The organism is Thermophilibacter provencensis (genome assembly GCF_030372065.1).
Taxonomy (GTDB): domain Bacteria; phylum Actinomycetota; class Coriobacteriia; order Coriobacteriales; family Atopobiaceae; genus Thermophilibacter; species Thermophilibacter provencensis_A.
In genome coordinates this window covers 143215-168870 of sequence record NZ_JAUDEA010000002.1, presented here as the reverse complement: position 1 = coordinate 168870, position 25656 = coordinate 143215, and the positions used below count along the sequence as shown (strand labels likewise).

Genomic DNA, 25656 nt, shown 5'->3' with positions numbered 1-25656 from the left:
GCGTAAGACAAGAAGACCCTCCCAAACCTACGTTTTAGGGGGAGGGTCCGTAGGTTTGGGAGGGTCTAAGAGCCGGGCGAGAAGAACGCAAGCAGCGCTACTCGCCGAGAAGCACCTTACTCGGGGTGATGGGCAGGCTGCGGACGTAGCGGCCCGTGGCGTGGGCGACGGCGCTCATGACCGCGGGGGAGGGCGTGTTGATGACGACCTCGCCGATGGACTTGGCGCCGAAGGGGCCCGTGGGCTCGAAGCTCGGCATGAACTCGACGCGCATCTCGGGCACGTCCATGCGCGTGGGCACCTTGTAGGTCATGAAGTTGCTCGTGCGCAGGCCACCGCGCTCGTCGCGGACCACGTCCTCGGTGAGCGCCATGCCAATGCCCTGGGAGATGCCGCCCTCGGCCTGGACGCGGGCGAGGGCCGGGTTGATGACGGTGCCGCAGTCCACGACGGCGGCGTAGTCCGTGACCTCCACCTTGCCGGTGGCCTTGTCGACCTCGACCTCGGCGATGCCGGCCATGTAGGGCGGCGGCGAGGTGGGCTGCGTGTTGGAGCCGTGGCCCTCGAGCATGCCCGGCTGCAGGCCAAAGCCGATCATCTGGTTGGCCAGCGCGGCGACGGTCATCTCGTTCTCGCCGCAGCGGACGCACTCGCCGTCAAACTCCACGTCCCCGGCCTCGACGCCCCAGACGTGCGCGGCCTGGGCGCGGATCTTGGAGATGAGGTCCTCGGCCGCGCGCAGGACGGCGCCGCCGGTGATGTAGGTGCCGGAGGAGGCGTAGGCGCCGGTGTCGAAGGGGGAGGTGTCGGTGTCGACGCCCTTGGTGACGATGCGGTCGACGTCGCAGCCGAGCGCCTCGGCGGCCATCTGGGCGAGGATGGTGTCCGCGCCCGTGCCCACGTCGGTGGCGCCGATGGAGAGGACGTAGAAGCCGTCGTCCTCGAGGCGGATGTCGACGTTGGCGATGTCGAGGTGGGAGATGCCGGAGCCCTGCATCGTGAGGGCAACGCCGATGCCGCGCACGCGGGCGCCGAGGTCCTCGGAAAGCGGGCGGCCCTTCCAGCCCACCATGTCCATCGCGCGCTCGAGGCACTCGTCGAGGCGGCAGCTGTTGAGGTGCTCCTGTCCCAGCTGCCAGAGCGTCTCGCCGGGCTTCACGAGGTTCTTGAGGCGCAGCTCGCACGGGTCCATGCCCAGCTCGTCGGCAAGCTCGTTGATCGCGGACTCCACGGCAAAGCAGCCCTGCGTCGCGCCATAGCCGCGATACGCGCCGCCAGGCGTGGTGTTGGTGTAGACCACGTCATAGGCAAAGCGGCTGGCGGCGGCGTGGTTGTAGATGGGTAGGGTCTTCCCGCCCACGAGCGTGACCGTGGTGGTGCCGTGGTAGCCGTAGGCGCCGGCGTTGGAGAGCGCGTAGAGGTCGATGGCCTCGATCGTGCCGTCGCGGCGCGCGCCCACGCGCACCTTCATGACCATCTCGTGGCGCGTGTTGGAGCAGCTCATCGTCTCCTCGCGCGTGTAGGAGCAGATGCAGGGGCGCCCGGTCTTGAGCGCGGCGAGCGCGGCATAGGCCTCGTTGCAGCCGCTCTGCTTGGCGCCAAAGCCGCCGCCCACGCGCGGCTTGATGACGCGCACCTGGTGCTTGGGGAGGCCGAGCGCGGTGGCAACCTGTCGGCGAATGTGGAAGGGCACCTGCGTGGAGCTCACCACGGTGAGACGGCCAAAGGCGTCCGTGTAGGCAAAGGAGCGGAAGGTCTCCATCATGGCCTGCTGCGTGGCCTGCGTGCGGTAGGTGCGCTCGATCACCACGTCGGAGGCGGCAAACGCGGCGTCAAGGTCGCCGTGGACGGTCTCGCCGTGCGCCACGAGGTTGCGTGCGGCGTCGCCGGTGGTGTCGCTGCCGTGCTTCCAGTCGTCCTCGTCGTGGACCACGACCTCGTTGTCGAGCGCCTCCTCCACGTCCAGGACGGCGGGCAGCTGCTCGTAGGTCACCTTGACGGCGCGCACGCCCGCGGCGGCCGCGGCCTCGCTCTCGGCGACAACCATCGCGACCTCGTCGCCCACGTAGCGCACGTGGCGGTCCAGGATGACGGTGTCATAGGGGCTCGGCTCGAGGAAGCTCTGGCCCGCAAGGGTAAAGCGGTGGTGCGGCACGTCGTCGGGCCCAAAGACGGCCACGACGCCCGGAACCTCGAGCGCGCGGCTCTTGTCGATATCTGTGACGAGGGCGTTAGCGTGACGCGAGCGCACGAGCTTCACCACGAGCGCGCCCTCGGGCGCAAGGTCGGCGGTGTAGACCGGCTTGCCGGCAAGGAGCGCGCCCGAGTCCTTCTTGGCAACGGGGCGTGCCACCTGCTCGTGCTTCTCGCCGCCCTGCGTGGTGGGATCGGCCGGGACGTCGCGCGGGGGCAGCTCGCCGCCGTTCTTGTGGCGCGCGAGGAAGCGACGGATGGCGCGCATCTGGCTCGCGTAGCCGGAGCAGCGGCAGAGGTTGCCGGAGAGGTAGCGGCGGATGGTCTCGTCGTCCGTGCCCGCGTGCGCGGCGTCCATGGCAAGGACCGCCATCTCAAGGCCGGGCGCGCAGAAGCCGCACTGCTCGGCACCCTCCTCGGCGAGGCACTGGGAGAGCAGCTCGCGCTCGGGGCCCATGCCCTCGAGCGTGGTGACGTCGTGACCGTCGGCGCGCGCCATGAGGACGGAGCAGGAGAGCACGGGCTCGCCGTCGAGCAGGACGGTGCACAGGCCGCAGTTGCTCGTCTCGCAGGCGCACTTGACGGACTTGTAGCCGTGCGCGCGGCAGAAGTCGAAGAGGGTCATGTCGGGGCGGACGTCCTCGGAGAGGCGGGCGCCGTTGAGGGTGAGGGTGACTAGCATGCGGCGACCTCCTTGGCAGACGCGCTCTCGATGGCGCGGCGGATGAGCACGGGTGCCACGGCCCGGCGCCACTCGGCGGTGCCGCGCAGGTCGGAGCCGTAGTCGATGTCCTCCGCGAGGTCGCACACGGCGTCAAGCTCGGCGGGGGAGAAGTTCTTGCGCAGCGGGGTGAGCTCGTCGCCGCCGGTGAGCAGCACCGCCTTCTTGGGGCGCGCGCCCACGGCAACGTGCCAGGAGCCGCGCCAGAGGCCCGCAGCCGCGTTGAGTGCGGAGAAGTCCGTCGCGGCGTTGCGCACGGAGGCAAAGGCCGCGCGGTAGTGGTGCTTGCGAACAAACACGTGGGTGAGGACGTCGCGCCCGGCGCCGCGCTCCACGAAGGGAAGAAGCGGCATGGTTCCCGCGCCCACGAGCTCGACCTCGGTGTCCAGCACCAGAAGCGCCGTCACAATGTCCGAGAAGCCCATGCGGGCGAAGACCGAGCCGCCCACGGTGGCGGTGTTCCTGAACTGGGTGCCCACGATGTCGCGGACCGCCTCGGTGAAGATGCCACCCGTCGCGGCCGCAAAGCCGGCGTGGTTCTCGAGCTGGCCCAGCGTCACCATGGCGCCGATCCTGAAGCCCCCCTCCGTCTCCTCGATCTGGTCAAGGCCGCAGCGGGAGAGGTCGATGCCGAGCGGCGCCACGCGGTCGGCGAGGCGCAGCCACATCATGCCGCCGATGACGGTGGCAAGGCGATTCTCCCGCACGAGGTCGTAGGCCTCCTGCGGCGTGGTGGGGCAGACGTACTTCTCAAAGGTGAGCACGTGTCCTCCTCTGTGCACTTGTCGCTAACCTCATAAGGATACCGCAGGTAAGAGGTGGTTTTGTGGTGCGCGTTATGGTTTTGAAGAAATAACGCCGTTCCCGCCGCGTGGCGCCGGTGTGAGAGCGCCCCTTCTAAGGGTATGCGCGCGGTTGCATGATTGATGCTCTTCTCGGCAGGCCGTGACCTGCGGTTTTGACGTCAGGTGTATTCATCAAACCTGCAATCGCGTACATACCCTTGTGAGGGAGCTCTCGGGACGTTTGCGCTACAATTACTGACGCCGTGTCAATAACGGGAGGGGGGCGAGATGGGCGAGAAGGTCGTGGAGGCGCGCGGTGTCTCCCACGCGTACGTGCGCAAACGTCCCACCCTGAAAGACGTCTCCCTGGACGTGGCGCCGGGGGAGCTCGTTGCCATCGTGGGCGAGAACGGCTCCGGAAAGACCACGCTCGCCCGTCACCTCAACGCCCTCATTCCCCTTCAGGAGGGCGAGCTGCGCGTGGTCGGCATCGACGTGCGCGACGCCGCCAACGTCTGGGAGCTGCGTCGCCTGTGCGGCATGGTCTTCCAGAACCCGGAGAACCAGTTCGTCTCCTCCGTGGTGGGGGAGGACGTGGCGTTTGGGCCCAAAAACTTTGGCGCCGGCGAGAAGGACGCGCGTCTCGCGGCCTCATCTGCCCTGGCGGCGGTGGGCCTGGAGGGCCTTGAGCGCCGCGACGTTCACGCGCTCTCGGGCGGGCAGCAGCAGCGCGTTGCGCTCGCGGGCGTCCTTGCGAGCGGCCCGCAGGTCATCGTGCTTGATGAGGCCACCTCGATGATCGACCCGCGCGGTAGGGACGAGCTCGTCCGCACCGTCCTCGCGGCGCGATCGGAGCGCGGCGCAGCCATCATATGGATCACGCACGACATGGAGCTCGCTGCCCGCGCGGACCGCGTCGTCGTCATGCGCGAGGGGGAGGTCGTGGCCCAGGGTGCGCCCGAGGACGTCCTCACGGACGAGGACCTCCTCTCAAGCGCGGGGCTGGAGCCGCCGCTCGTGGTGCGCACGTGGCGCGTGCTCCAGGCTGCCGGTGCCGTTTTGGGCCCCGCGCCCGTGACGGTGGAGGGGCTGGTGAGCGCACTGTGCGCGTGACGCTCGATGGGGTGACGCTTGCCTACGAGGGAGCGCCGGGCGAGAAGGTCCGCGCGCTCGACGCCGTCTCCCTTGCGGTGGAGGGCGGCGTGACGGGCGTCATGGGCCAGACAGGATCGGGCAAGTCCACGCTGCTCGAGGTGATGGCGGGGGTGCTCGCGCCGGACGCGGGGCGCGTCCTCGTAGACGGGCGGGATGCCTCGGGCGGCGCGGGAGCGCGCCTGCTCGCGGCATCCGTAGGGCTTGTCCTGCAGCTGCCGGAGCGCCAGTTCTTTGAGTCGACGGTCGAGCGCGAGGTGGGCTTTGGCCTGCTCGCCCGGGGAATCAGCACGCGAGAAGTGCGTAGGCGCTCCGAGCGCGCGCTTGCCCTCATGGGGCTCTCCCTCGACGAGCTGGGGGGACGCTCGCCCTTCTCGCTCTCCGGGGGCCAGCAGCGCCGCGTTGCCATCGCCTCGGTGCTTGCCCTTCGCCCCTCGCTTCTGCTGCTCGACGAGCCGACGGCGGGCCTTGACCCGCGCGCCCGACGGGCGTGCCTCGAGGCGATTCGCGCTGCCGCCCAAGAGGGTGCGACCGTTGTGGTTGCGAGCCATGACGCCAACGCCCTCGCTGCCGTCTGCGACTGCGTGGTTGCGCTCGAGGACGGTCGCGTGACGCTTGACGGCACGACGCGCGAGCTTCTGGGGAACGCGGCGCTCATGCGCGAGCACGGTCTCGAGGGCGCCTGCGCCGCGCGGGCCGCCTCTGCCCTGCGCCGCGCCGGCGTGGCCGTTTCGGGCGCGCCGCTCACGGCGGAGGAGCTCGCCGCCGCCATCGTTGCCGGGAGGTCGTCATGAGGGCGCCCGTCGGGTACGTGTGGGCGGACTCGCCCCTGCACCGCATGGGCGTTCCCGCCAAGCTGCTCGGGCTTCTCGCCTGCGTGGCGCTGGTGGTCTGGGCGAGCGCGCCGCTCGAGCTGCTCACGGTGGCGCTCGTCGTGGCCCTGCTCGTTGCCGCCTCGCGCGTGGGGTGGCGCGCCGCCTGCCGCGCGGCATGGGGGCTCAGGTGGTTTCTTGCCATGGTGCTTGCGTTCAACGCGCTGCTGTTCAGCGCGGCCGACCCGCTCTTCTCGCTGGGGCCCCTGCACCTCACGGCGGCGGGCGTCGCCCAGGGTTTGCGCGTTGTGGTGCGCACGCTGCTCGTGGTCGTCCTTGGCACGCTGCTCACCTGCACCACCCGACCGCAGGAGCTCGTGGACGGGGTCCGGCGCCTCCTTCGCCCGCTGGGGCGCCTGGGCGTGCCCGTGGAGGCCGCTGCGCTCGCGGTTGGCGTGACGGTGCAGTTTGTTCCCACGCTGCTGCGAGAGAGCCGGCAGCTCATGCGCGCCCAGGCGCTGCGTTGTGGCGACGTCGCCTCGCGTGGTATCGTGCGTCGTGCCGCAAGCTACGTGCGGCTCTTGGTTCCCATGTTCGTGTCCGCGCTGCGGCGCGCCGACGAGCTCTCCCTTGCCATGGAGGCTCGCGGGTATCGCCTTGACGGAGGGGCCGCCTCCGTGCGCGGGGGAGAGGAAGAGTAGCTATGAGCCAGGTCAAGAAGGTCGTCATCGCCGCGGTGTGCGCCGCGCTCGGCATCGTGCTCCCTATGGCGTTTCACTCCGTGCCCAACGCGGGCGCAACGTGGCTGCCCATGCACATCCCGGTGATGATCTCGGGGCTCGTGGCCGGACCCGCCTCGGGCCTTGCCACCGGCGTGCTTGCCCCCGTGCTCTCGAGTCTTCTCACGGGCATGCCGGCTGCGGCGATGGTGGTGCCCATGACCTGCGAGCTTGCCGTTTACGGCCTGGTCTCGGGGGCTCTCTCGCGGGTCGTGCGCACCGGCAGCGTCAACGCCGACCTCTACGTCTCGCTCATCGGTGCCATGGTTGCCGGGCGCGTGGTGAACGGCGTCCTGCGCGCGCTGATCTTCTCACCGGGCGCCTATACGCTCGAGGCGTGGCTTGCCGCCTCCTTCCTCACCTGCATCACGGGCATCGTCCTGCAGCTCGCCGTGGTGGTGCCCATCGTGGTCTCCCTCGAGCGCGCTGGACTTGTTCCGCCCCGCTACCCGGAGGAGTAGCGTCCGCTTTGTCCGCTTTGTGCCGGGTGCAAAGCGGACGCTCTACAATGTGCGGCGAGAAGAACGTGGGAGAGGGGATGGCATTGGGTCGCTATCGGCTTGTGGCGAGTGACATAGACGGCACGCTGCTCTTCAACTGGAACCCCTCCGGGATAGACCCGCGCGTCTTTGCGTGCGTGAGGGAGCTCGTGGCGCGCGGCGTCGTCTTTCTTGCCTCGAGCGGGAGGCAGCACGCCAACCTCCGCCGGCTCTTTGCGCCCGTGGCGGATGACATCTGCTACCTCTGCGAGAACGGCGCCCTCGTCGTGTGGCGGGGCACGACGCTCGTCCGCCACGAGATGCCGCGTGACCTGGCGCTTGAGGTGTGCCATGCGATCATGGACGTGCCCGGCTGCGACCTGCTCGTCTCCGGCGATCGGACGCACTACGTGCTCGAGGGGGAGGACGCCTTTCTCGACCACATGGTGAACGTCGTGGGAAACGACGTCGAGACGGTGCGGCGCCCCGAGGAGGTGGCCGAGCCCATCCTCAAGGTCTCCTATCACGCAAGCGACGAGGTCATGCGCGCAACTTCCAAGGCGTTCTCGGGGCGTTTCTCGGGGCGGTGCAAGGTCGTGACCTCGGGCGCCACCTGGATGGACGTCATGGCGTCCGGCGTTGACAAGGGCGTGGCCATGCGCGAGCTCGGCGAGGTGCTGGGCATTGCTCCCGCGGAGATGATGGCTTTTGGCGACAACCTCAACGACGCGGAGATGCTCGACCTCGTGGGCGCGCCCTACCTCATGGAGTCCGGAAACCCCGCCCTGTTGGGGCTCAATGACCGGCTGCGCACGTGCGCGAGCGTCCATGGTACCCTTGAGGACCTTCTCGCCGCTGACGTCTTTTAGGGTGTGTACACAGTTGCAAGTCTGATGCTAGCTGCGCACGGTTCTGACCTGCGGTTCTTCTCGCTGGCGTGGCGAGAAAAACTTTTAACTGTGCGCATACCCTGGAGAGCTGGCTCGCGCGAGGCGTTGCCAGGGCCCGTCAGTATAATGGGTCGGCACTGTCTGAAGTCGAAAGGAACCCCATGACGCGCGTTGCGCTTCTCTTTGGCGGCATCTCCACGGAGCACGACATCTCGTGCACGTCCGCCGATAACGTCATCAATGCTCTGAACGACCGCTTTGACCTCGTGCTCATTGGCATCACGCGAGAAGGGCGCTGGGTCCTGTGCCCCTCTGGCACCAACGTGACGGAGGGCGGCTGGGAGGCCGACGCCACCCTCTCCCCGGTGGTCGTTCTCCCCGGTCGCGGCCTTGCCGTGGCGGGAGAGAAGGGCGAGCTTCGTCCACTTTCGGTTGACATTGCCTTCCCCGTTCTGCACGGTCAGGGCGGCGAGGACGGCACGCTGCAGGGCGCGCTCGAGGTTGCCGGCGTGCCGTACGTGGGCTGCGGAGTCATGGCGAGTGCTGTCTGCATGGACAAGGACGCCGCGCACCGCATCGCCGCCGCGGCGGGCGTGCGCTCCCCGCGCTGCGAGGTGCTCAGGCGCGGCTGCACGGCGGAGGCCCGCGAGGCGGCCGTCAGCGCCTGCGGCGGCTTCCCCGTCTTTGTGAAGCCCGCGCGTGGCGGCTCCTCGATCGGCGTGTCCCGCGCGGAGGATGCCGCTGCCTACGCGGCCGCCCTTGACGTCGCCTTTGCCCTTGACGAGAAGGTCGCCGTTGAGGAGGCCATCACGGGCGTTGAGGTGGGCTGCGCCATCACGGGCGACGCGGTGCGCGGAACGCGCATGGGCGAGGTCGACGAGATCGTGGTCTCGGGCAACGGCTTCTTCCGCATTCACCTTGAGGACGACCCGGGCGCCAACACGCAGCTCCGCTGCCCCTCCGAGCTCTCCGAGGATCTTCTCGCCCGCGTTCGTGCGGCCGGGACCGCCGTCTACGAGGCCCTTGGCTGCGAGGGCCTGGCGCGCGTGGACCTCTTCGTGACGCCTGAGGGGGAGGTTGTCTTCAACGAGGTTAACTCCATGCCCGGACTCACGTACTACTCGCGCTTCCCCCAGATGATGAGCGTTGCCGGCCACGAGCTCGGCGACGTGCTTGCGGGGCTCATCGCCGACCGACTTTCCCGCGCGTAGGGGAGAGGGGAGAAGACATGCTGAGAAACGCTTCAATGACCAGGCGTGACGCAGTGATCTCCGCCGGGGCGCTCGCCGCCCTCGCCCTTGCGGGCTGCTCGCAGGAGAAGGCGCCCGCTGAGCAGAGCAATCAGGGCGTCGTGAGCGACGTTCCCTCGACCGAGCCCGAGGATACGCCCTCCGCCGAGCCCGATGGCGCGCTGCAGCCCGACCCTGAGGCCCCCGTCTCCGAGGTTGACGAGAAGGTCGCGTCCATGACGCTCGAGCAGAAGGTGGCGCAGCTCTTCATCGTGCGCCCCGAGGCCGTGACCGGCGTGAGCGTTCAGACCGCCGCGGGTGACGCCACCCGTACCGCACTCGAGCAGATGCCGGTGGGCGGCATCTGCTACTTTGCCGCCAACCTCCTGGACACCGACCAGACGCGCGAGATGCTCTCCAACACGATGCGCTACGGCGAGGAGATCAGCGGCCTGCCGATGTTCCTCTGCGTGGACGAGGAGGGCGGCACCGTCTCGCGCGTGGGCGGCAACCCCGGCTTTGGCGTGGACAACGTCGGCGACATGTGCGACGTGGGTGCCACCGGCGACACCGAGTACGCCTACGAGGTGGCCAAGCACATTGGCACCTACCTCGAGTACCTTGGCTTCAACGTTGACTTTGCGCCGGACGCGGACATTGCCAACAACCCCAACGGAACGATGGGCAGGCGCTCCTTTGGCGCCACGGCGGACGTGGTGGCCCCCATGGTGGCGGCGCAGGTTCGCGGCTTTGCCGACGGGGGTGTGCTCTGCTCGGCCAAGCACTTCCCGGGCATTGGCGGCGCGGCGGGCGACTCGCACGACGGTCGCATCTACTCCGAGAAGACCCTCGACGAGATTCGCGCCGAGGAGCTGCGCCCGTTTGAGGCGGCCATCGAGGAGGACGTGCCGTTCGTGATGGTCGGTCACCTCTCCGTGCCCAATATCACGGGCGATAACGACCCCGCCTCAATGTCCAGCGAGATTGTGACCGACCTGCTCAGAAACGACCTCGGCTTCCAGGGCCTCATCATCACCGACTCGATGGGCATGGGTGCCGCCACGGATTCGCTGCCCGCTGAGCGCCTCGGTGTGGAGCCGCTTAAGGCGGGCGTCGACATCGTGCTCATGCCCGCGGACCTTCAGGCCGCCTACCAGGGCGTGCTTGACGCCGTCGCCTCCGGTGAGCTTACCGAGGAGCGCATCGACGAGTCCGTCCGCCGCATCGTCAAAACCAAGTTCGAACGTCTGTAAATAGGGGAAAACACGTCCCCTATTTACACCAATTTACACATCGACACGCATGCAGCGCATGGCGTTGAGAATGGCAATCATCGCAACCCCCACGTCGCCGAAGACCGCGAGCCACATGTTGGCGATGCCAAACGCCGCGAGGACGAGGATGAGGATCTTCACGCCCAGGGCAAAGACGATGTTCTGCCACACGATGCGCATCGTCTTTCTCGCCACGCGCATGGCCTTTGCGATCTTGGAGGGGTGGTCGTCCATGAGGACCACGTCCGCCGCCTCAATGGCCGCGTCGGACCCCATGGCGCCCATGGCGATGCCCACGTCCGCGCGCATGAGGACCGGGGCGTCGTTGATGCCGTCGCCCACGAAGGCGAGGCGCGCGCCGTCCTTCTCGGCAGAAAGAAGCTCCTCGACGGCAGCCACCTTGTCCTGCGGGAGGAGCTGCGCGCGCACCTCGTCGATGCCCAGGCGTGCGGCCACCGCCTCCGCCACGTCCTTTCGGTCGCCCGTGAGCATGACGCAGCGGCGGACGCCCGCGTCGTGCAGGCTGGCGATCGCGGCCTCGGCGTCCTCCTTCACCACGTCCGCGATGACGATGTGCCCCACGTACGCGCCATCAACGCAGACGTGCAGAATGGTGCCCTTGAGGTCGCAGTCGTGCCAGCTCGCGCCGTGCGCTGCCATGAGCTTGTCGTTGCCCACCAGAACCACGTGCTCGTCCACGCGCGCAGAGACGCCGTGGCCGGACTCCTCGCTGACCTCGCCGATCTTTGCCTGGTCGATCTCGCCCGAATAGGCCGCGCGCACGGAGACCGCGATCGGGTGGTCCGAGAAGGACTCGGCGTGCGCGGCCATGGACAGCACGTAGTCGGGGTTCACGCCAGCCTCGGGGTGGATTGCCACGACGTTGAAGGTGCCGCTCGTGAGCGTGCCGGTCTTGTCAAAGACCACGGTGTCAACGTGGGCGAGAAGCTCGAGATAGTTGGAGCCCTTGACGAGGATGCCGAGCTTGGACGCGCCGCCGATGCCGCCGAAGAAGCTGAGCGGGACGGAGATGACGAGCGCGCACGGGCAGCTCACCACGAGGAAGGTGAGGCCGCGCAGGACCCAGTCGGCCCAGGCGCCCATCCCCAGAAGCGGCGGTATGACGGCGAGCGCGAGCGCCGAGAGCGTGACGGCCGGCGTGTAGACGCGGGCGAAGCGGGTGATGAAGTTCTCGGCGCGCGCCTTCTTCTCGCTGGCGTTCTCAACGAGCTCGAGGATGCGGGCAACTGTGGACTCGCCGTAGGGCTTGGTCGTGCGCACATGCAGGAGGCCCGTCATGTTGACGCAGCCGGAGATGACGCCGGCGCCCGGCTCCACATGGCGCGGAACGGACTCGCCGGTGAGGGCGGCGGTGTCGAGCTGGCTTGCGCCCTCGACGACCACACCGTCAAGGGGGACGCGCTCGCCGGGCTTGACCACGATCGTGGTGCCGGGCGTCACCTCGGCGGGATCGACCTGCGTAAGCTCGCCGTCCTTCTCGACGTTGGCAAATTCCGGCGCAATGTCCATCATGGCCGCGATGGACTTCCTGCTCTGGCCCACGGCATAGCTCTGGAAGAGCTCGCCCACCTGGTAGAAGAGCATGACGGCCGCGCCCTCGGCCATGTGGGGCTCCGTCAGGGGGAAGAGGACCATCGCAAAGGCGCCCAGCGACGCCACGGACATGAGGAAGGCCTCGTCAAAGGGGTCGCCGCGACGGATGTTGCGCGCGGCCTCGAGGAGGGTCTTGTATCCCGCGATGAGGTAGGGGATGAGGAAGAGGACAAAGCTGGCGTAGACGTCGCCGGGCGTGCCAAAGAGCGTGGCGAGAAGACCGCTCTGCTCGACGGCCATGACCACGGCAAAGATGACGAGCGCCACAATGATGCGGTTGCGCCACCGTCTCTGTTTCTTGTTCATAACGTGCTCCCTCGATGTTGGCTGTCAAATTGGGACGTGTTTTTTCTCTCAGAGAATTTGGGACAGGTTTTGGCTACCTGGTGCACGCTCCGCCGCGCGCCCGTAACCTGTCCCAAAAACTCTGAGCAAAAAAACACGTCCCCAATTAGCAGACGATGTCGCAGTCGGGTTCGATTTGGGCCGTGCGGGCAACGACGCGCTGGAGCACGTCGTCAAAGCGGTCGTCGGCGGCCGTGAGCGTGAGCTTTTGCGTCAGGAAGTTAACGGACACCGCGTCCACGCCGTCAATCGACGCGAGCTCGTCCTGAAGCTTGCGGGCGCAGTTGGCGCAGTCGATCTCGTCGAGCTTGAATGACTTTCTCATCGTGAGTCCTTTCGCTGATGAAACGTATCGGTCACCTTTCATCACTCGCAGATGTGGGAGAGGCCCTGGTTGAGCATCGTGTAGACGTGGTCGTCGGCAAGCGAGTAGACCACGTTGCGACCGTCGCGCTGAAACTTCACCAGGTGCGACTGCTTGAGCGTGCGCAGCTGGTGGGAGACGGCGCTCTGGGTGGTGCCGGTCTGCTCAGCGATGTCCGCCACGCAGAGCTCGCGGCCCATGAGGGCAAAGAGGATCTTGATGCGCGTGGTGTCGCTGAAGACCTTGAAGAGGTCCGCAAGGTCGTAGAGCAGCTCCTCGTCCGGCATCTCGTCGGGTTTCTCCCCGATGGCGAGCCCGTCAGCCATGGTGCTCCTTTCTGAACGTATGAGCACATGCTCATGTGTTATCTGAGATTGATTATATGAGCATGTGTTCATATGTCAATAGAAAATATGGGAACGGGGACGTCAAGATAGTTGAGCCCTCCCAAACCTGCGTTTCAACGAGAAGAACGTGGGTTTGGGAGGGCTCAGCAGGACGAGATGGCGCAGAGCCTACGCGAACTCGATCTGGCCCGTCTCGGCGTCCATCGACTTCACGACGGCGAGCGACTCAACCTGGTAGCCGCGCTCGCGCAGACTGGAGCCGCCGGGCTGGAAGCCCTTCTCGATGGCGATGCCGATGCCCTCGACGATCACGCCGGCCTCCTCGCAGATCTCCAAGAGGCCGTTCATCGCGCAGCCCATGGCCATGAAGTCGTCGATGATGAGCACGTGCTCGCCGGGCGTGAGGAAGCGCTTGGCCACGATGACCTGGTACTCGCGACCCTTGGTGTAGCTCGTGATGTTGGTGCGGTACTGGTCGCCGTCCATGTTCTTGGACTCGGTCTTGCGGGCAAAGACCACGGGCACACCGCCAAAGTGCGTGGCAGCTACGCATGCGATGCCAATGCCGGAGGCCTCGATGGTGAGGATCTTGTCGATGCGCCTGCCCGCAAAGAGGCGCGCCCACTCGGCGCCCATGTGGTCGTAGAGTGCCACGTCGCACTGGTGATTGAGGAAGTTGTCGACCTTGAGGACATTGCCCTCGCGAACGATTCCGTCCCTGCGGATGCGGTCCTCAAGCTCCTGCATGCGTGCCCCTCTCGCGTCGTGGAAGTATTTCCCCCCATTATGCATGCTCGGAGCGCATTCTGTACCGCTCGCCTGAAAACTTCCTTCGTCTTCTTTGGGCTTGGGAGGGTCTTTGATGGCTCTGGGGGCTCAGGTGCCGAGAAGGACGCGCACTCGCTACCGCGCGCGGCGGCCGAAGAACGGCAGGCGGGGCAGGCGGCCGCGGTACGGGCTCACGAAGTCCTCCTCGCCGATCTGCACGGCCTTCTCGACCTCGGGCGGCACGCTCTCCACAACGCCGGTGGGCACGTCGGCAACGGGCATGTCCGTGATGTCGGGGACGACGGTGGCGACGGGGCGCTCCTCGCCGGCCTCCTCTGCCGCGGCTTCCGCCTTCTCGCGGTAGCGCACCATCATGTCGCGCTGCAGCTCAACAACGCTGGGCGGCGCCCAGATGAGCGCGTTGGCCCCGGCAGCGATGGTTGCGGCCGCGGTCTCGTCGTCCTTGCCGCCCGTTGCGATGATGGGCAGCGCGGGGAAGGCGGTGCGCAGCTCGGCGATGACCTCGGGCGTGCGCCGACCGGCCGCGACGTTGATGATGCGCGCGCCGGCCTGGACCTTCTCGGCGGCGTCGTTGTCAAAGCGCGTGATCGTTGCCACCACGGGGATGTCCACGGTGGAGACCACCTGGGTGACCATCTCGACCGTGGCGGGGGAGTTGAGGACAACGCCCGCGGCGCCCTGCATCTCGGAGACGGCGGCGAGCTCCGCCGCGCGCCTTCCCGTGGTGGTGCCGCCCCCCACGCCCACAAAGAGCGGGGCCTCGGCAACGGTGAGCAGCGCCGCCGTGATGGCGGGCTGCGCGGTGAAGGGGTAGACGGCAAAGATGGCGTCCGCGTTGGAGTTGCGGATGGCGGCGACGTCCGTCGAGTAGAGCAGCGTGCGGATGCGCCGTCCAAAGAGCGTGAACCCGCTGCACTCCTCGTAGTTCTCGGGCACGCGCAGCGGCGCCTTGCGAAGGCGGCCCTCTATGGGCAGGGGACCGTCGGCGGCGGGGACCAGCTCGTGATGGTTGGCGCCCACCTCAAAGATGCCGGGGGCCGGAAAGCTGCCGCTGAGCTCGGGGGCAATGCTCTTCTCGTTGTTCATCTCGTCCATCGGGCCTCCCGGGTCTCCTGGTTGTTCAGACACTTTTTTGTTCCCCGCTCAGCCCGCTCGTATTCACGCGCGAGAAGAACGTGACCCATTTGTCACGCGCGTCACGCGTCCTGCTGCTCGGTCTCAAACTCGGCGGCAACCTCGCGCAGCAGCTCGCGGATGGGCAGGTGCTGCGGGCACGCGCGCTCGCAGGCGCCGCAGCCGATGCACTCGGAGGCAAGTCCGTGGCCGTGGCCCGTGTGGACGGACTTGTAGTAGAACTCGGCCGAGCTCTCGCCGTAGGCGCGCTTGGCGTTGAGGCAGGAGAAGACGTCGGGGATGTTGATCTTCTTGGGGCAGCCGTCCACGCAGTAGCGGCAGGCGGTGCACTCGATGGTGTTCTGACCGCGCAGGATCTGCGTCACACGTGCAACGGCGTCTCGCTCGGCAGGGGAGAGCGGCACGAGCGGCGAGAAGGTCGCGACGTTCTCGGCGATCATCTCTGGGGTGCCCATGCCCGAGAGCACCATCTCCACGCCGGGGAGCCCCGCCGCGAAGCGCAGCGCGTAGCTCGCGGGCGAGCCGGGGCCCGCGGCGGCAAGGACCTCACGCGCCTCGTCGGGCAGGTTGACCAGACGCCCGCCCTTGACGGGCTCCATCACGATGACGGGCTTGCCGTGCGCGGCGGCAACCTCGCAGCACTCGCGGCTCTGGATGACTCCGTTCTCCCAGTCGAGGTAGTTGACCTGCAGCTGGACAAACTCCACGTTCGGGTGGTCGGTCAGGATGCGGTCGAGGAAGGCCGCGTTGCTGTGGAACGAGAAGCCCACGTGACGGACGAGCCCCGCGTCGCGCGCGGCAAAGGCCTCCTCATAGGCGTGCTCGCGCTGGTACTTCTCGTAGTTGCCCATGCCCTGGGAGTGCATGAGGTAGAAGTCGAAGTAGTCCACGCCGCAGGCGCGCAGCTGGTCCTCGATGAGCGGGCGGATGTCCTCGCGGTGCTCAAAGCCGTTGGGGGAGAGCTTGTCCGCGAGCAGGAACTCGGAGCGGTCGTGGCGCGAGGTGAGCGCCTGGGCAAGCGCGGGCTCGGAGCCGCCGGAGTGGTAGGGGCGCGCCGTGTCAAAGTAGTTGAGGCCCGCGTCCAGGAAGGCATCGACCATCTGTGTGAACGTGGCCATGTCGATGGTGCCGTCCTCGAGCTTGGGAAGGCGCATGCAGCCAAAGCCGAGCTTGCCGCGGGCGTCCTCAAAGGGTGCGACGTGCGTGGTGGTGGGTGCAGCTGCCATGGGTTCCCCTCTCGTTGGTTCTAGCCGAGAGACATTTTACGCCTTGCCCCGCCGTTTGGAGCGCCGATGGGCAAAGGAGGGGTTTTGGGCAAAATCTTTGATGGAGAGAGCTTCTTGACATCAAGGATGTTGCCCAAAACCAGGCAAAACGCAACACGGCGAGAAGAACCCGCAGGTTCCGTCTCGGTTCGTCAGGCCCGCTCTCGAAGCCATATCAAAAGTGTTGCCCAAAACCACCCGATTCTTCTCGCAAGCGGCATCGAGAAGAGCGCGACGGCGTCCAAAACCCAAAACTAGGCGTTTTCGTGCGCGCGCCTGCGGCAGGACCGGGCCGCGCCTAGAAGAGCGAGTAGATGCTCTCGTAGGCCTCTGCGAGCGCCTCGTCGCTAACGACCCACTCGTCGCCCTGGCGCGTCACCTCGATGCCGCAGTAGACGACGTCTCCCTCGCCGAGCTCGTAGCTCTCCAGCAGGTCAGCGTAGACGCCCTGGACATAGGCAACGTGCTCGGCGGAGAGCGGCTCTCCGTAGCCAACGCCCTCGTCGATGAGGTACTCAAAGTACGCGTCGCTCAGCCCCCACATGAAGGAGTTTGCGTCCGGGGCGCTCCCGCACACGTAGACCGTGCCCGTACCGTCGTCGTACGTGTAGGCGCCGTCAAGCGAGAGGGACGTGTTCTCGATGGTCCACGTGGCCCAGGTGCCCGCGTCAATCCCGAGCTCGCTCGTCGTGTAGCCGTCGATTTCATAGAGCTTGTCGTCCATGAAGGAGACGAGCTGCTCGTAGAGCGCGCCGGACTCAGGCGACGAGAGCGCGGAGGAAAGGGCCCCCTCAACGGCCGCGGCAGCCGCCTCGTCCTGCCCCTCGGACTCCTCGGGCTCGATTTCGTAGTTGTCGAAGTCGGAGTCGTCCTCGAGGTCGTCGTAGCCCGAATCGTCCTCGAAGATGGCCCCCACGCCATCGATGGCGCTCTCTCCCAGCGAGGAGACGCAGCTCACGACGGCGCCCCCAAGCCCGCTGAACGCAATGATAACGACGATGAGGGCAATCAGGCAGCCACGGTTTCTGCCGCGTTGGCCAGACGTTGCCTCGGGCGGCGCGGGCGCCTGCCCGCCGGGACGCGCGGTTCTTCTTGGCGGTCTTGCTGCCTTTCGTTTTGGTCCGGGCGCCGCGTGGCCGTCAATGGACGGGGCGTCGTAGTCGTGACCGCGCGTCGTGGGCGCCTGGTAGTTGTCCTCGTCTTTGTGGGGCGTGCCGCCCTTCTCGCCGTGGGCCACGTACTCGGGCTCGTCGTAGGCGTCGTGCTCATCGGGGGGCTCCTCGCTCCCAAGGGGCTCGGGCTCTTCCCACGGCAGCGTGGGCTCCCCGGCGTTGAAGGGGTTTACCTGCTCGTCTTCCGGGCGATACGAACCTAGAACCGACATAGGGCCCCCTCTCAAGAAAAACTTGTGTCCCAGTATAGTCGCGGGGCCCTCATATGGGTATGCTGAAGAGCAACTACCGGCCGTTCTAAGGAGCGCCCATGCCCTTTCTTGGCAGCCTCTTCGGCATCATCGTGTTTGTCGTCGTCATCTTTGCGATTGTGGGCATTGTGACCGGCAACCTCTTCTACGTGGTCAAGCAGCAGCACGCGGTCATCATCGAGCGCCTGGGCAAGTTCTACCGCATCGTGGGCGCGGGCTTCCACGCCAAGATTCCGTTCGTGGACCGCAAGGCCGCCACGGTCTCCCTGCGCACGATGAAGAACGGCTTCAACATCGACGTCAAGACCGAGGACAACGTCACCATTGGCCTCGAGATCTCCGCGCAGTACCACGTGAGCTACGAGACCGGTGAGCGCCCGCAGGACTCCGGCGTCTACAAGAGCTACTACATGCTCCAGCAGCCCGTGGCGCAGATGCGCGACTTCATCACGGACGCGCTGCGCTCCTCGATTCCCGTCTACACGCTCGACGAGGTCTTCGCCAAGAAGGACGACATCGCGCGCGACGTCAATGACACCGTGTCCGAGCAGATGACCGCCTACGGCTTCACGCTCGTCTCGACGCTCATCACCAAGATTGCGCTGCCGGCCGAGGTCGAGGACTCGATGAACCAGATCAACGCCGCCCAGCGCACCAAGGCCGCCGCTCAGGACCTGGCCGAGGCCGACCGCATCCGTCGCGTGACCGAGGCCCAGGCCGAGGCCGAGGCCATGGAGAAGTCCGGCGAGGGCATCGCCAACCAGCGCAAGGCCATCGCCGCGGGCATCTCCGACTCTCTTGCCACGATCCAGGAGACGGGCGTCTCCGCGGCCGAGGCAAACCAGCTCTTCATGTTCACGCAGTGGACCGAGATGATGGGGGAGTTCGCCAAGGCCGGCAAGGCCTCCACCGTGGTGCTCCCGAGCGACTTCACGCAGACGAGCTCGATGTTCGAGCAGATGCTCGCCGCGGGCTCGGCGGGCGCGGACGCCAAGATGCCGCCGGTGGAACCGCAGAAGTAGCGCTCCTCGCGCTTTTGAGTCGGCCGCGGGTCGCGCCCTGTTGGTGGGGCGCGGCCCGCTTGCCGTTCTCGGCTGACCTCGTTCTTCTCGGCTTCTGACGCGTTTCTTGTCCCTGGCGCCTAAAGGAGGTTTTGGGCAAAACGTTTGATGGAGCAGCGTCGTCTGCATCAATGATTTTGCCCAAAACCAAGAAGAAACGTGTCATATGGCGAGAAATGCGCTCTTGGGATGGGCGAGAAGGGCTCGGCGCATAAAACGTTTTGCCCACAACTTGCCAAAAGGCTCACGAAAGGGCATGCCGAGAAGCGCGAGGGGGCGAGAAACCCAAAAGTGCCCACTTTTGGACAGGACGGGGGCGAGAAGAGCGACTAGCGCCCCAGCACCAGGGCGGGCAGCTCGCTCAGGCTTCCCAGCATTCCGGCGCAGCGCTTGGTGAGCTCAGGGGTGGGGGTTGCCCACTCGGGCACCATGAAGGTCGTCATGCCCGCAGTGAGCGCCGCCAGGGCGCCGTTGACCGAGTCCTCAACGGCCACGCAGGCCACGGGGTCCAGCCCCAGCCTTCGCGCGGCCTCAAGGTAGATGTCCGGCGCAGGCTTGGGGTGCGCGATCTCGTCTCCAAAGGTCATGGACGAGAAGAACGGCGTCATGCCAAAGCGGTCCATGAGCGGAATTGCGTGCTCGCGGATGGTGGTCGTCGCAAGCGCCACGGTGACGCCCGCCTCGGCGAGCGCGCGCAGGGCGTCGAGGGCACCCGTGCAGGGCTCGAGTGCCTGCTCGCGGATCTCGTAGTAGAGGTCAACCTGATGGGCAAAGAGGCGGTCGGTGAGCGCCGGGTCGCCAAACTCCTCGTCGACCATCGCGTGCGCGTCGGGCATGCTGCAGCCCACAAAGGCGTTCCAGATGCGCTCGGGGACGTCGATGCCCAGGTCGGCGGCAGCGCGGCGCCATGCCGTCTGGCTCACGCGCTCGGTGTCGATGAGCGTGCCGTCCATGTCGAAGATCACTGCCTGCGGTGAGTGCATGCCCGTCCTTTCCCGTCGATGCTTCCGGCGGGGTATTGTAGCGGATGCCTTGCTGCGTGCGGGCGGCGGGCGGACGTTCTTCTCGGCAAATCCGTCCTAAAGACGCCCCAACGAGAAGGACGGGCGGCGTGAGGACGTTTCTACGGCCCAAACCGTCCGGAACCCGCCCGCTCACAAAACAGGGGCGCCGCCCGAACGGAATCAGCCAGCAGACCGTCCGGATGGCGCCCCAACAGGAGGAAGGGCAACGCCCTACGTTACAGCACGTCAGCGCGCAAGGCCTCCACGAGGTTCAGCGCGTGCGTCTTGTGCAGCGCGTAGCCAGCGCTCGCGGCGAGCACGACGGCAACCACGGCAAACGCCAGCGCCACGTGGCCCCACGGCATCTCAAAGGCGAGCGTGGAGACGGAGTTCGAGAGCGCCGCAAAGAAGCCCCAGTTCACGAGCGTCGCCAGCGCCACGCCGCCCACAAGGCCCTTGACCGCGAAGTCCGCGCACTCAAGGAAGATCATCCGGCGGAACGCGCGCCTGCCCATGCCCACGGACTGCAGCGTCGCAAACTCGCGCGTGCGCAGCATGAGGCCAGAGGCAATGGTGTTGAAGACGTTTGCCACGGCAATCGCCATCGTGATCGCAATGAAGCAATAGAGGAAGACGTTCACGGTGAAGATCATCGCGTTGTATTCGCGCAGCGACTCGCGCAGGTTGTTGATGGTCACGGTGTCGATGTCGCCGCGCGCGCCGTGCGCCTTCTGGATGCCCTCGATGACGGCGTTCTCGTCAGCGCCCTCCGCGAAGCTCGCGAAGTACTGGATGATCGACGTGCTCATCGCGCCCTCGAGCTCGCTCCCAAAGACGGCGCTCGCCGGCATCACGAGCGTGAGCCCTGTGGTCTGGTCCATCATGGCGCTGCCGATGGGAAAGCTCTCTCCCAGGTTGTCGGTGTAGGCGACCACGGGCACGCTCATCGTCTTGAGTCCCAGATCAGAGGCAGGCGAGACGAACGTCACCTCGTTGGTCTTCTCGTCACGCTCGAGCAGCCCGTAGACGCTGCCGTCGTCGCTCATGGCGAGCCACTGGTTGTCCTTGAGGTCGGGCAGCAGCACATCGAGCGTTCCGTCGCTTCCCGTGAAGGGCTCAACGGCACCGTACGTGCTCCCGTTTTTGACGCTCACGCGATTGAAGGCCACGCAGGAGACGTGCTCGGGGTCCGTGGCGTCTCCGGAGAGGCCGAGGTCGGACGCGAGCGCACGCCAGGTGGCGTCGTCTACGAGATAGAAGTCAGCGCTGCCATAGCCGTTGCGGTCGAGCTTGAAGCAGCTTCCGTTGGGCGGGTTCGCGTCATAGGCGTCCACCGCATCCCAGTTCACGCCGGCGGGGTCCACGTGCACGGAGCCGTAGGTGCGCACGAGGCCGCTCGCGCTGCCCTCCTTGACGCCGCTCACCTTTGCGATGTCCGCCGTGATGTCGTTCACGTTGACGGCGGCAGGGGAGTCTGCGAGCTCGCTCGAGGTCTCGGACATGGAGACCCACATCTGCATGTCGGCGCTGCCGCCGTAGTCGATGTAGCTCGTCGTGCCCCTCAGGTAGTCCGACACGAGCCCGGCCGTCACGAGCAGCGCCACGGAGACGGCGAGCGCCATCGCGGCCGCACGGGACTTGCCGGCAGAGACGGCGAGCGTGCGGCGGGCGAGAAACGCCGGCATGCCGCCAAGGCGCGCAGCCATCCCGCGCGGGCGGCGCCCGTTCGCCGAGAAGTCGTCCATCGCGGTGTGGCGGCGCCGGAACACGCGCAGGAGCCGCCTGCTCGGTCGCACGTCCTGCGACTGCCGGATGGCGTCCACGGCGGAGACGCGGCTCGCGCGCAGCGAGGGCGCGAGCGCGCTCACCAGAAGCGCGAGGATGCCGAGTGCGATGGCCGCCACCGCGTCGAGCGGCCGGAGCACGAGGCCCACCGTGACGCCGTTGCCCACGATCATGGACCAGCCCTCAGCGGTGAGCGCAAAGGCCACGGCCGCGCCGCCAATGCCGAGCGCCACGCCGATCGGGATGCCGATGAGCCCGATGATGCCTGCCTCCACGTAGACCGTGCGCCTGAGCTGCCGGCGCGAGGCGCCGAGCGATGCCAGCAGGCCGAACTGCCGCGTGCGCTCCGAGATGGAGATCCTGAACGCATTGGAGATGAGCGAGACGGCCGCCACCACGATCACCGCGGCGAGCACGCCCGCGAAGAGAACGAGCGAGGTGGTGATCTGGCGCCCCGTGTCGAGCCCCTGGTACGTGAGCAGGGAGGAGTTGGTTGCCCAGCTGCCGTCCTCGCCGAGGAGACGCACCATGAGCTGGTCGAGCTCGTTCTCGCTCGTATATCCGGTGGTCGAGAAGAACGCGTTGCCCACGGCGCTTCCGGAGGCGGTCATGGCCGGCTCGTCGGGGCTGACGTAGGCCACGTTGCCGTCTTGATAGCTGGTGCTCACGAAGCCGACCACGGTGTAGGTGCGCGCCTCGCCGACGTCGGCCAGGGTCTCGAGGACCGTCTCGCCCTCGTTGATGGAGCCGTCCTCGCCGGTCTCGTAGCTGTACTCAACTTGGAACAGGGCACCGGACTTGATGGGGGTCTGCGGCTCGCTCGCCCACACGCGCCGGCCGGCGGCAAGCGTGACCTCGCTCCCAAGCTCGATCTCGCCCGCCGAGGTGGCGCCGCCGTTAACGCCGGAGAGCTGCGACGCCCCGGAGACGAGCGTCTCGCCGCGCAGGTACGCGGGGAGCGCGATCTCTCCGGGCTTCTCGGGAAGGCGCCCCTCGTCGAGCTCCGGGGCGGGGTAGACCGCGTAGTCGGTGTCTCCCGCCGCGCGCGGGGTGCTCGCGCTCTCCGCGGGCAGGTCATAGATGCCAAGGTAGGCGCCAGCGTACTCGGCGTTCTCCTCCGAGAGCGCCACAGCGCCGAGGTCGCGGCGGGTGGCAAGGCGGTCGAGGTGGTCGCCGGCGAGCGTGCGGAGGTTGCCGAGCGTGGCGTCGTCGGTGTAGTCGAAGGACTCCTGCCAGACGCCGTCTATGGAGCGCATGTAGTTCACGATGGCGGCGTGCAGGCTCGTCACGCTGGCGAGCACGGCCATGAGCAGGCCCGTCGCGAGCGCGACGCCCACGATCGTGACCGTGGTCCGCACGCGGTTTGCCCTGAGCGAGCGCACCGTGAACCTCGTGAACACGTTGTGATTCAATTGGGGACAGACCCCTTTTGAATCATTAGGGCGATGATTCAAAAGGGGTCTGTCCCCAATTGAATCACGCAGATGCTTTGCGGCCATGGCTACCTCTCCCTTGTGTCGGAGGCGATGCGGCCGTCCTCGAGCGAGATCACGCGGTCCGCGGTGAGCGCGATGTCCTCGTCGTGCGTGATCACGATGAGCGTCTGCCTGAGCTCTCGGTTGGACTTGCGCAGCAGGGCCATGATCTCGGCAGAGTTCTTGGAGTCGAGGTTTCCGGTCGGCTCGTCGGCCAGCACCACGGCAGGTGCGTTCATGAGGGCGCGCCCAATTGCCACGCGCTGCTGCTGGCCTCCGGAGAGCTGGTTGGGCAGGTGGTGCTCGCGGCCCTCAAGGCCGAGCGTGTGCAGCAGTCCCGTGAGGCGCTTCTCGTTGACGGCGCGTCCGTCCATGAGCACGGGCAGGCACATGTTCTCCACCACGTCGAGCACCGGCACGAGGTTGTAGAACTGGTAGACCAGCCCCACCTCGCGGCGCCTAAACACCGCGAGCTGCTCGTCCGAGCGCTCAAAGACGTTCTCGCCGTTCAGAAACACCGTGCCGGATGTGGGGCGGTCCACGCCGCCTATCATGTGCAAGAGCGTCGACTTGCCCGATCCCGAGCTGCCGATGATCGCCACGAACTCGCCCGCGGCCACCGAGAAGCTCACGTCGTCGAGCGCGCGCACGGCGGTGTCACCCGAGCCGTACGTCTTGGTGATGTGTTCAATTCGCAGAATGTCCATGCTGCCTCCTTGTGGCTATCGTCAATTCTATGGTGGAGGAGGCGTCCTGCGTGCGCGTGACGCGCACATGACGAATCTGTCATTTATGACAATGGTGACAGGCACTTTTGTCACTACGGAATGTGTTTTTGAGAGGGATTAAGCTACTTGAACCCTCCCAACTCCACGTTCTGGCGAGAAAAACGTGCGTTTGGGAGGGGCTAACGTGGCGAGAAGAACGCGCGTGCTACACCGTGGCCTTGAAGAAGACGATGTCGAAGCGCGCTCCGCCGCCCGCGGCGTTGCCGGCGCGGATGGAACCGCCCTGTGCGGTGACGAGGCTCTTTGCGAGCGCGAGGCCAATGCCCACGCCTCCCGGATCAACCTCGGAGGGCACGTTCTTCTCGCCCCCGCGGTAGAAGCGCTCAAAGACGTGCGGGAGGTCGTCCGGCGCAATGCCGGGGCCGGTGTCCTCAACGCGCAGACGGAAGGCGAGCGCGTCCTCCGCGCAGCTCACGCGCACCGTCCCGCCGGCAGGCGTGTGCTCGAGGCAGTTCTTGAGCACGTTCTCGAGGGCCTCGGCCGTCCAGGCGAGGTCTCCCTCAAAGCCGGCACCGTCCTGGACGCTGCGCTCGAGCGTTACGTCAGCGAGGTCAAATGCCACCGCCAGCGGCTCGGACGCGCGCGCCACGAGCTCCGCCCCGTTTACGTGGGTGCGGACAAAGTGCACCACGCCCGCGTCGATGCGTGCGAGCTTGAGCAGGGACGAGACAAGCCACTCCACGCGGTCCTCGAGCCGCTCCATCGTGCGCAGGCGAGCGAGCTCCGCCTCGTGGCCGCCCGTCTCCGCAAGCTGACCGCGCACGAGCGACGTCATGAGGGCCAGTGAGGTGAGCGGCGTCTTGAGCTGGTGCGAGATGTCTGCCAGGGCGTCTGCCAGGGCGTTCTTCTCGCGCTCAAGCTCCTCGTTGGCAAGCGCCAGCCGGTTGGTCATCTTGTCCAGCTCCGAGGCCAGAATCGCAAGCTCGCCCTCGCGCATGCGCTCGAAGCTCACGTCGCGCGACCCGTGCAAAACGTCATCGATCTGCGACGCCATCCTGGCAATCGCCCGGTAGCGGTGCCACGTCACAACGAGAAGGACCACAAGCAGCGCCCCCGCCACGCCCGCAACGCAGAGCGCGGCAGCCGTGCCCGCAAGGCGCCAGGCAGCAACGGACCCAATCGCGACCACCGCAAGAAACGCGATCACGGTGCGCCAGACCTCGCGGTTCCTTAGAATCACGCCACCCCTCCCTTGCTGCGCGCCTTGTAGCCCAGGCCGCGCACGGTGACGATGATCTCGGGTGCCGTGGGGTCGTCCTCGAGCTTGTCGCGCAGGCGCTTGATGTAGACGGATAGGGTGTTCTCCTCCACGTAGGCGCCGGCGTCGTCCCAGAGGGCGTCGCGCATCATGTCGCGCGTGACGAGCTTGTCGGCGTTCTTTGCAAAGAGGAGCAGCAGGCGGTACTCAAGGGCGGAGAGCAGGACCTCGCGCCCGTCCTTCTCAACGTAGGCCCGGTCCGGGTCTATGGTAACGCGGCCAATGCGCAGCGTCGCGCGCCCCGGGTGCGCGCGACGTATGGCCGCCTGGATGCGCGCCACGAGCTCGCGCGGGCGGAAGGGCTTGGCCACGTAGTCGTCCGCGCCCATGGAAAGGCCGGTAACGGTATTGAGCTCGTCGTCCGCTGCGGTGAGAAAGATGACGGGGACGTCCGGCGTCACGCGCTTGACGGCGTTGCAGACGGCAAAGCCGTTGCCCTCGGCAAGCGTGAGGTCAACGAGGACGAGCGCGTAGTCTGCGCCCGGCCTGCACGCCAGCTCGACGGCACCCTTCTGGGTGGGGGAGGAGTCAACCACAAAACCCTCGTTTGCGAGCAGCTCGGAGAGACCCTCCACGATGAGCGGGTCGTCCTCTGCGAGCAGGATCTTCTGCCGTGTCATTTTGCCCCCTTCGTCAACACCCGAGTATACGTGCCGGGGCGGCCGGGATAACGTGACGGTTTGGTCACGT

The 25656-nt window shown here is 66.9% G+C and carries 22 protein-coding genes; 8 read left to right on the top strand and 14 right to left on the bottom strand.

The features are described from left to right. Window positions 1–97: 97 nt before the first annotated feature. Window positions 98–2875 (bottom strand): molybdopterin-dependent oxidoreductase, encoded by a 2778-nt coding sequence (locus QUW25_RS02235; RefSeq protein WP_289510609.1) that lies wholly within the window; start codon window positions 2873–2875, stop codon window positions 98–100. Then, on the bottom strand, window positions 2869–3678 hold the full coding sequence (locus tag QUW25_RS02230; protein ID WP_289510608.1) for an FAD binding domain-containing protein: 810 nt from the start codon (window positions 3676–3678) through the stop codon (window positions 2869–2871). The genes QUW25_RS02235 and QUW25_RS02230 overlap by 7 nt, the downstream gene beginning before the upstream one ends. A gap of 309 nt (window positions 3679–3987) precedes the next feature. Here QUW25_RS02230 and QUW25_RS02225 point away from each other — a divergent pair, with 309 nt between their 5' ends. From QUW25_RS02225 to QUW25_RS02195, 7 genes are all read left to right on the top strand, one after another. After that, complete coding sequence (locus QUW25_RS02225; RefSeq protein ID WP_289510607.1) at window positions 3988–4812, top strand: ATP-binding cassette domain-containing protein; 825 nt, start codon at window positions 3988–3990, stop codon at window positions 4810–4812. After that, window positions 4803–5645 carry an ATP-binding cassette domain-containing protein gene (locus QUW25_RS02220; protein ID WP_289510606.1) on the top strand — a complete coding sequence of 281 codons (843 nt, stop codon included), beginning with the start codon at window positions 4803–4805 and terminating at the stop codon, window positions 5643–5645. The genes QUW25_RS02225 and QUW25_RS02220 overlap by 10 nt, the downstream gene beginning before the upstream one ends. Beyond that, on the top strand, window positions 5642–6364 hold the full coding sequence (locus tag QUW25_RS02215) for an energy-coupling factor transporter transmembrane component T family protein (RefSeq protein ID WP_289510605.1): 723 nt from the start codon (window positions 5642–5644) through the stop codon (window positions 6362–6364). The genes QUW25_RS02220 and QUW25_RS02215 overlap by 4 nt, the downstream gene beginning before the upstream one ends. Window positions 6365–6366: 2 nt before the next feature. Then, window positions 6367–6903, top strand: coding sequence for an ECF transporter S component (locus tag QUW25_RS02210; RefSeq protein WP_289510604.1), 537 nt, complete (start codon window positions 6367–6369; stop codon window positions 6901–6903). A 77-nt stretch (window positions 6904–6980) separates the two neighbouring features. After that, window positions 6981–7790, top strand: a complete 810-nt coding sequence (locus QUW25_RS02205; RefSeq protein WP_289510603.1) for an HAD-IIB family hydrolase — start codon at window positions 6981–6983, stop codon at window positions 7788–7790. A 182-nt stretch (window positions 7791–7972) separates the two neighbouring features. Continuing rightward, window positions 7973–9022, top strand: coding sequence for a D-alanine--D-alanine ligase family protein (locus QUW25_RS02200; RefSeq protein WP_289510602.1), 1050 nt, complete (start codon window positions 7973–7975; stop codon window positions 9020–9022). A 17-nt stretch (window positions 9023–9039) separates the two neighbouring features. Beyond that, window positions 9040–10293: a glycoside hydrolase family 3 protein gene (locus QUW25_RS02195; RefSeq protein WP_289510601.1), complete on the top strand. Its 1254-nt coding sequence runs from the start codon at window positions 9040–9042 to the stop codon at window positions 10291–10293. Window positions 10294–10326: 33 nt separating this feature from the next. Here QUW25_RS02195 and QUW25_RS02190 read toward each other — a convergent pair whose 3' ends face one another. The 7 genes from QUW25_RS02190 to QUW25_RS02160 all read right to left on the bottom strand — a co-directional run bounded on the left by QUW25_RS02190 (window position 10327) and on the right by QUW25_RS02160 (window position 17556). Next, the gene (locus QUW25_RS02190; RefSeq protein WP_289510600.1) at window positions 10327–12234 is read right to left on the bottom strand and encodes a heavy metal translocating P-type ATPase; all 1908 of its coding nucleotides are present in this window, start codon (window positions 12232–12234) and stop codon (window positions 10327–10329) included. A 145-nt stretch (window positions 12235–12379) separates the two neighbouring features. Then, window positions 12380–12598, bottom strand: coding sequence for a cation transporter (locus QUW25_RS02185; protein WP_289510599.1), 219 nt, complete (start codon window positions 12596–12598; stop codon window positions 12380–12382). 41 nt (window positions 12599–12639) lie between these two features. Further along, window positions 12640–12963, bottom strand: coding sequence for an ArsR/SmtB family transcription factor (locus QUW25_RS02180; RefSeq protein ID WP_289510598.1), 324 nt, complete (start codon window positions 12961–12963; stop codon window positions 12640–12642). Between the two features lie 189 nt (window positions 12964–13152). Then, a complete protein-coding gene (locus QUW25_RS02175; RefSeq protein ID WP_289510597.1) occupies window positions 13153–13731 on the bottom strand; it encodes a xanthine phosphoribosyltransferase in 579 nt (192 codons plus the stop codon). 156 nt (window positions 13732–13887) lie between these two features. Beyond that, complete coding sequence (locus QUW25_RS02170) at window positions 13888–14868, bottom strand: hypothetical protein (RefSeq protein WP_289510596.1); 981 nt, start codon at window positions 14866–14868, stop codon at window positions 13888–13890. Between the two features lie 101 nt (window positions 14869–14969). Then, entirely contained in the window at window positions 14970–16133 is a 1164-nt protein-coding gene (locus tag QUW25_RS02165) for an aldo/keto reductase (protein ID WP_289510595.1), read from the bottom strand. A gap of 337 nt (window positions 16134–16470) precedes the next feature. Continuing rightward, entirely contained in the window at window positions 16471–17556 is a 1086-nt protein-coding gene (locus QUW25_RS02160; protein WP_289510594.1) for a hypothetical protein, read from the bottom strand. Window positions 17557–17654: 98 nt separating this feature from the next. Here QUW25_RS02160 and QUW25_RS02155 point away from each other — a divergent pair, with 98 nt between their 5' ends. After that, a complete protein-coding gene (locus tag QUW25_RS02155; RefSeq protein ID WP_289510593.1) occupies window positions 17655–18617 on the top strand; it encodes an SPFH domain-containing protein in 963 nt (320 codons plus the stop codon). Between the two features lie 368 nt (window positions 18618–18985). On the opposite strand, the gene QUW25_RS02150 is transcribed toward QUW25_RS02155, so the two are convergent. The 5 genes from QUW25_RS02150 to QUW25_RS02130 form a co-directional block, all read right to left on the bottom strand. Beyond that, window positions 18986–19639, bottom strand: coding sequence for an HAD family hydrolase (locus QUW25_RS02150; protein ID WP_289510592.1), 654 nt, complete (start codon window positions 19637–19639; stop codon window positions 18986–18988). A 257-nt stretch (window positions 19640–19896) separates the two neighbouring features. Beyond that, window positions 19897–22857 (bottom strand): ABC transporter permease, encoded by a 2961-nt coding sequence (locus QUW25_RS02145; RefSeq protein ID WP_289510591.1) that lies wholly within the window; start codon window positions 22855–22857, stop codon window positions 19897–19899. Window positions 22858–22946: 89 nt separating this feature from the next. Continuing rightward, window positions 22947–23627, bottom strand: a complete 681-nt coding sequence (locus QUW25_RS02140; protein WP_289510590.1) for an ABC transporter ATP-binding protein — start codon at window positions 23625–23627, stop codon at window positions 22947–22949. Between the two features lie 226 nt (window positions 23628–23853). Continuing rightward, a complete protein-coding gene (locus QUW25_RS02135; RefSeq protein ID WP_289510589.1) occupies window positions 23854–24888 on the bottom strand; it encodes a sensor histidine kinase in 1035 nt (344 codons plus the stop codon). Beyond that, window positions 24885–25586 carry a response regulator transcription factor gene (locus tag QUW25_RS02130; RefSeq protein WP_289510588.1) on the bottom strand — a complete coding sequence of 234 codons (702 nt, stop codon included), beginning with the start codon at window positions 25584–25586 and terminating at the stop codon, window positions 24885–24887. Before QUW25_RS02130 ends, QUW25_RS02135 begins: the two co-directional genes overlap by 4 nt. Between the last annotated feature and the right edge of the window lie 70 nt (window positions 25587–25656).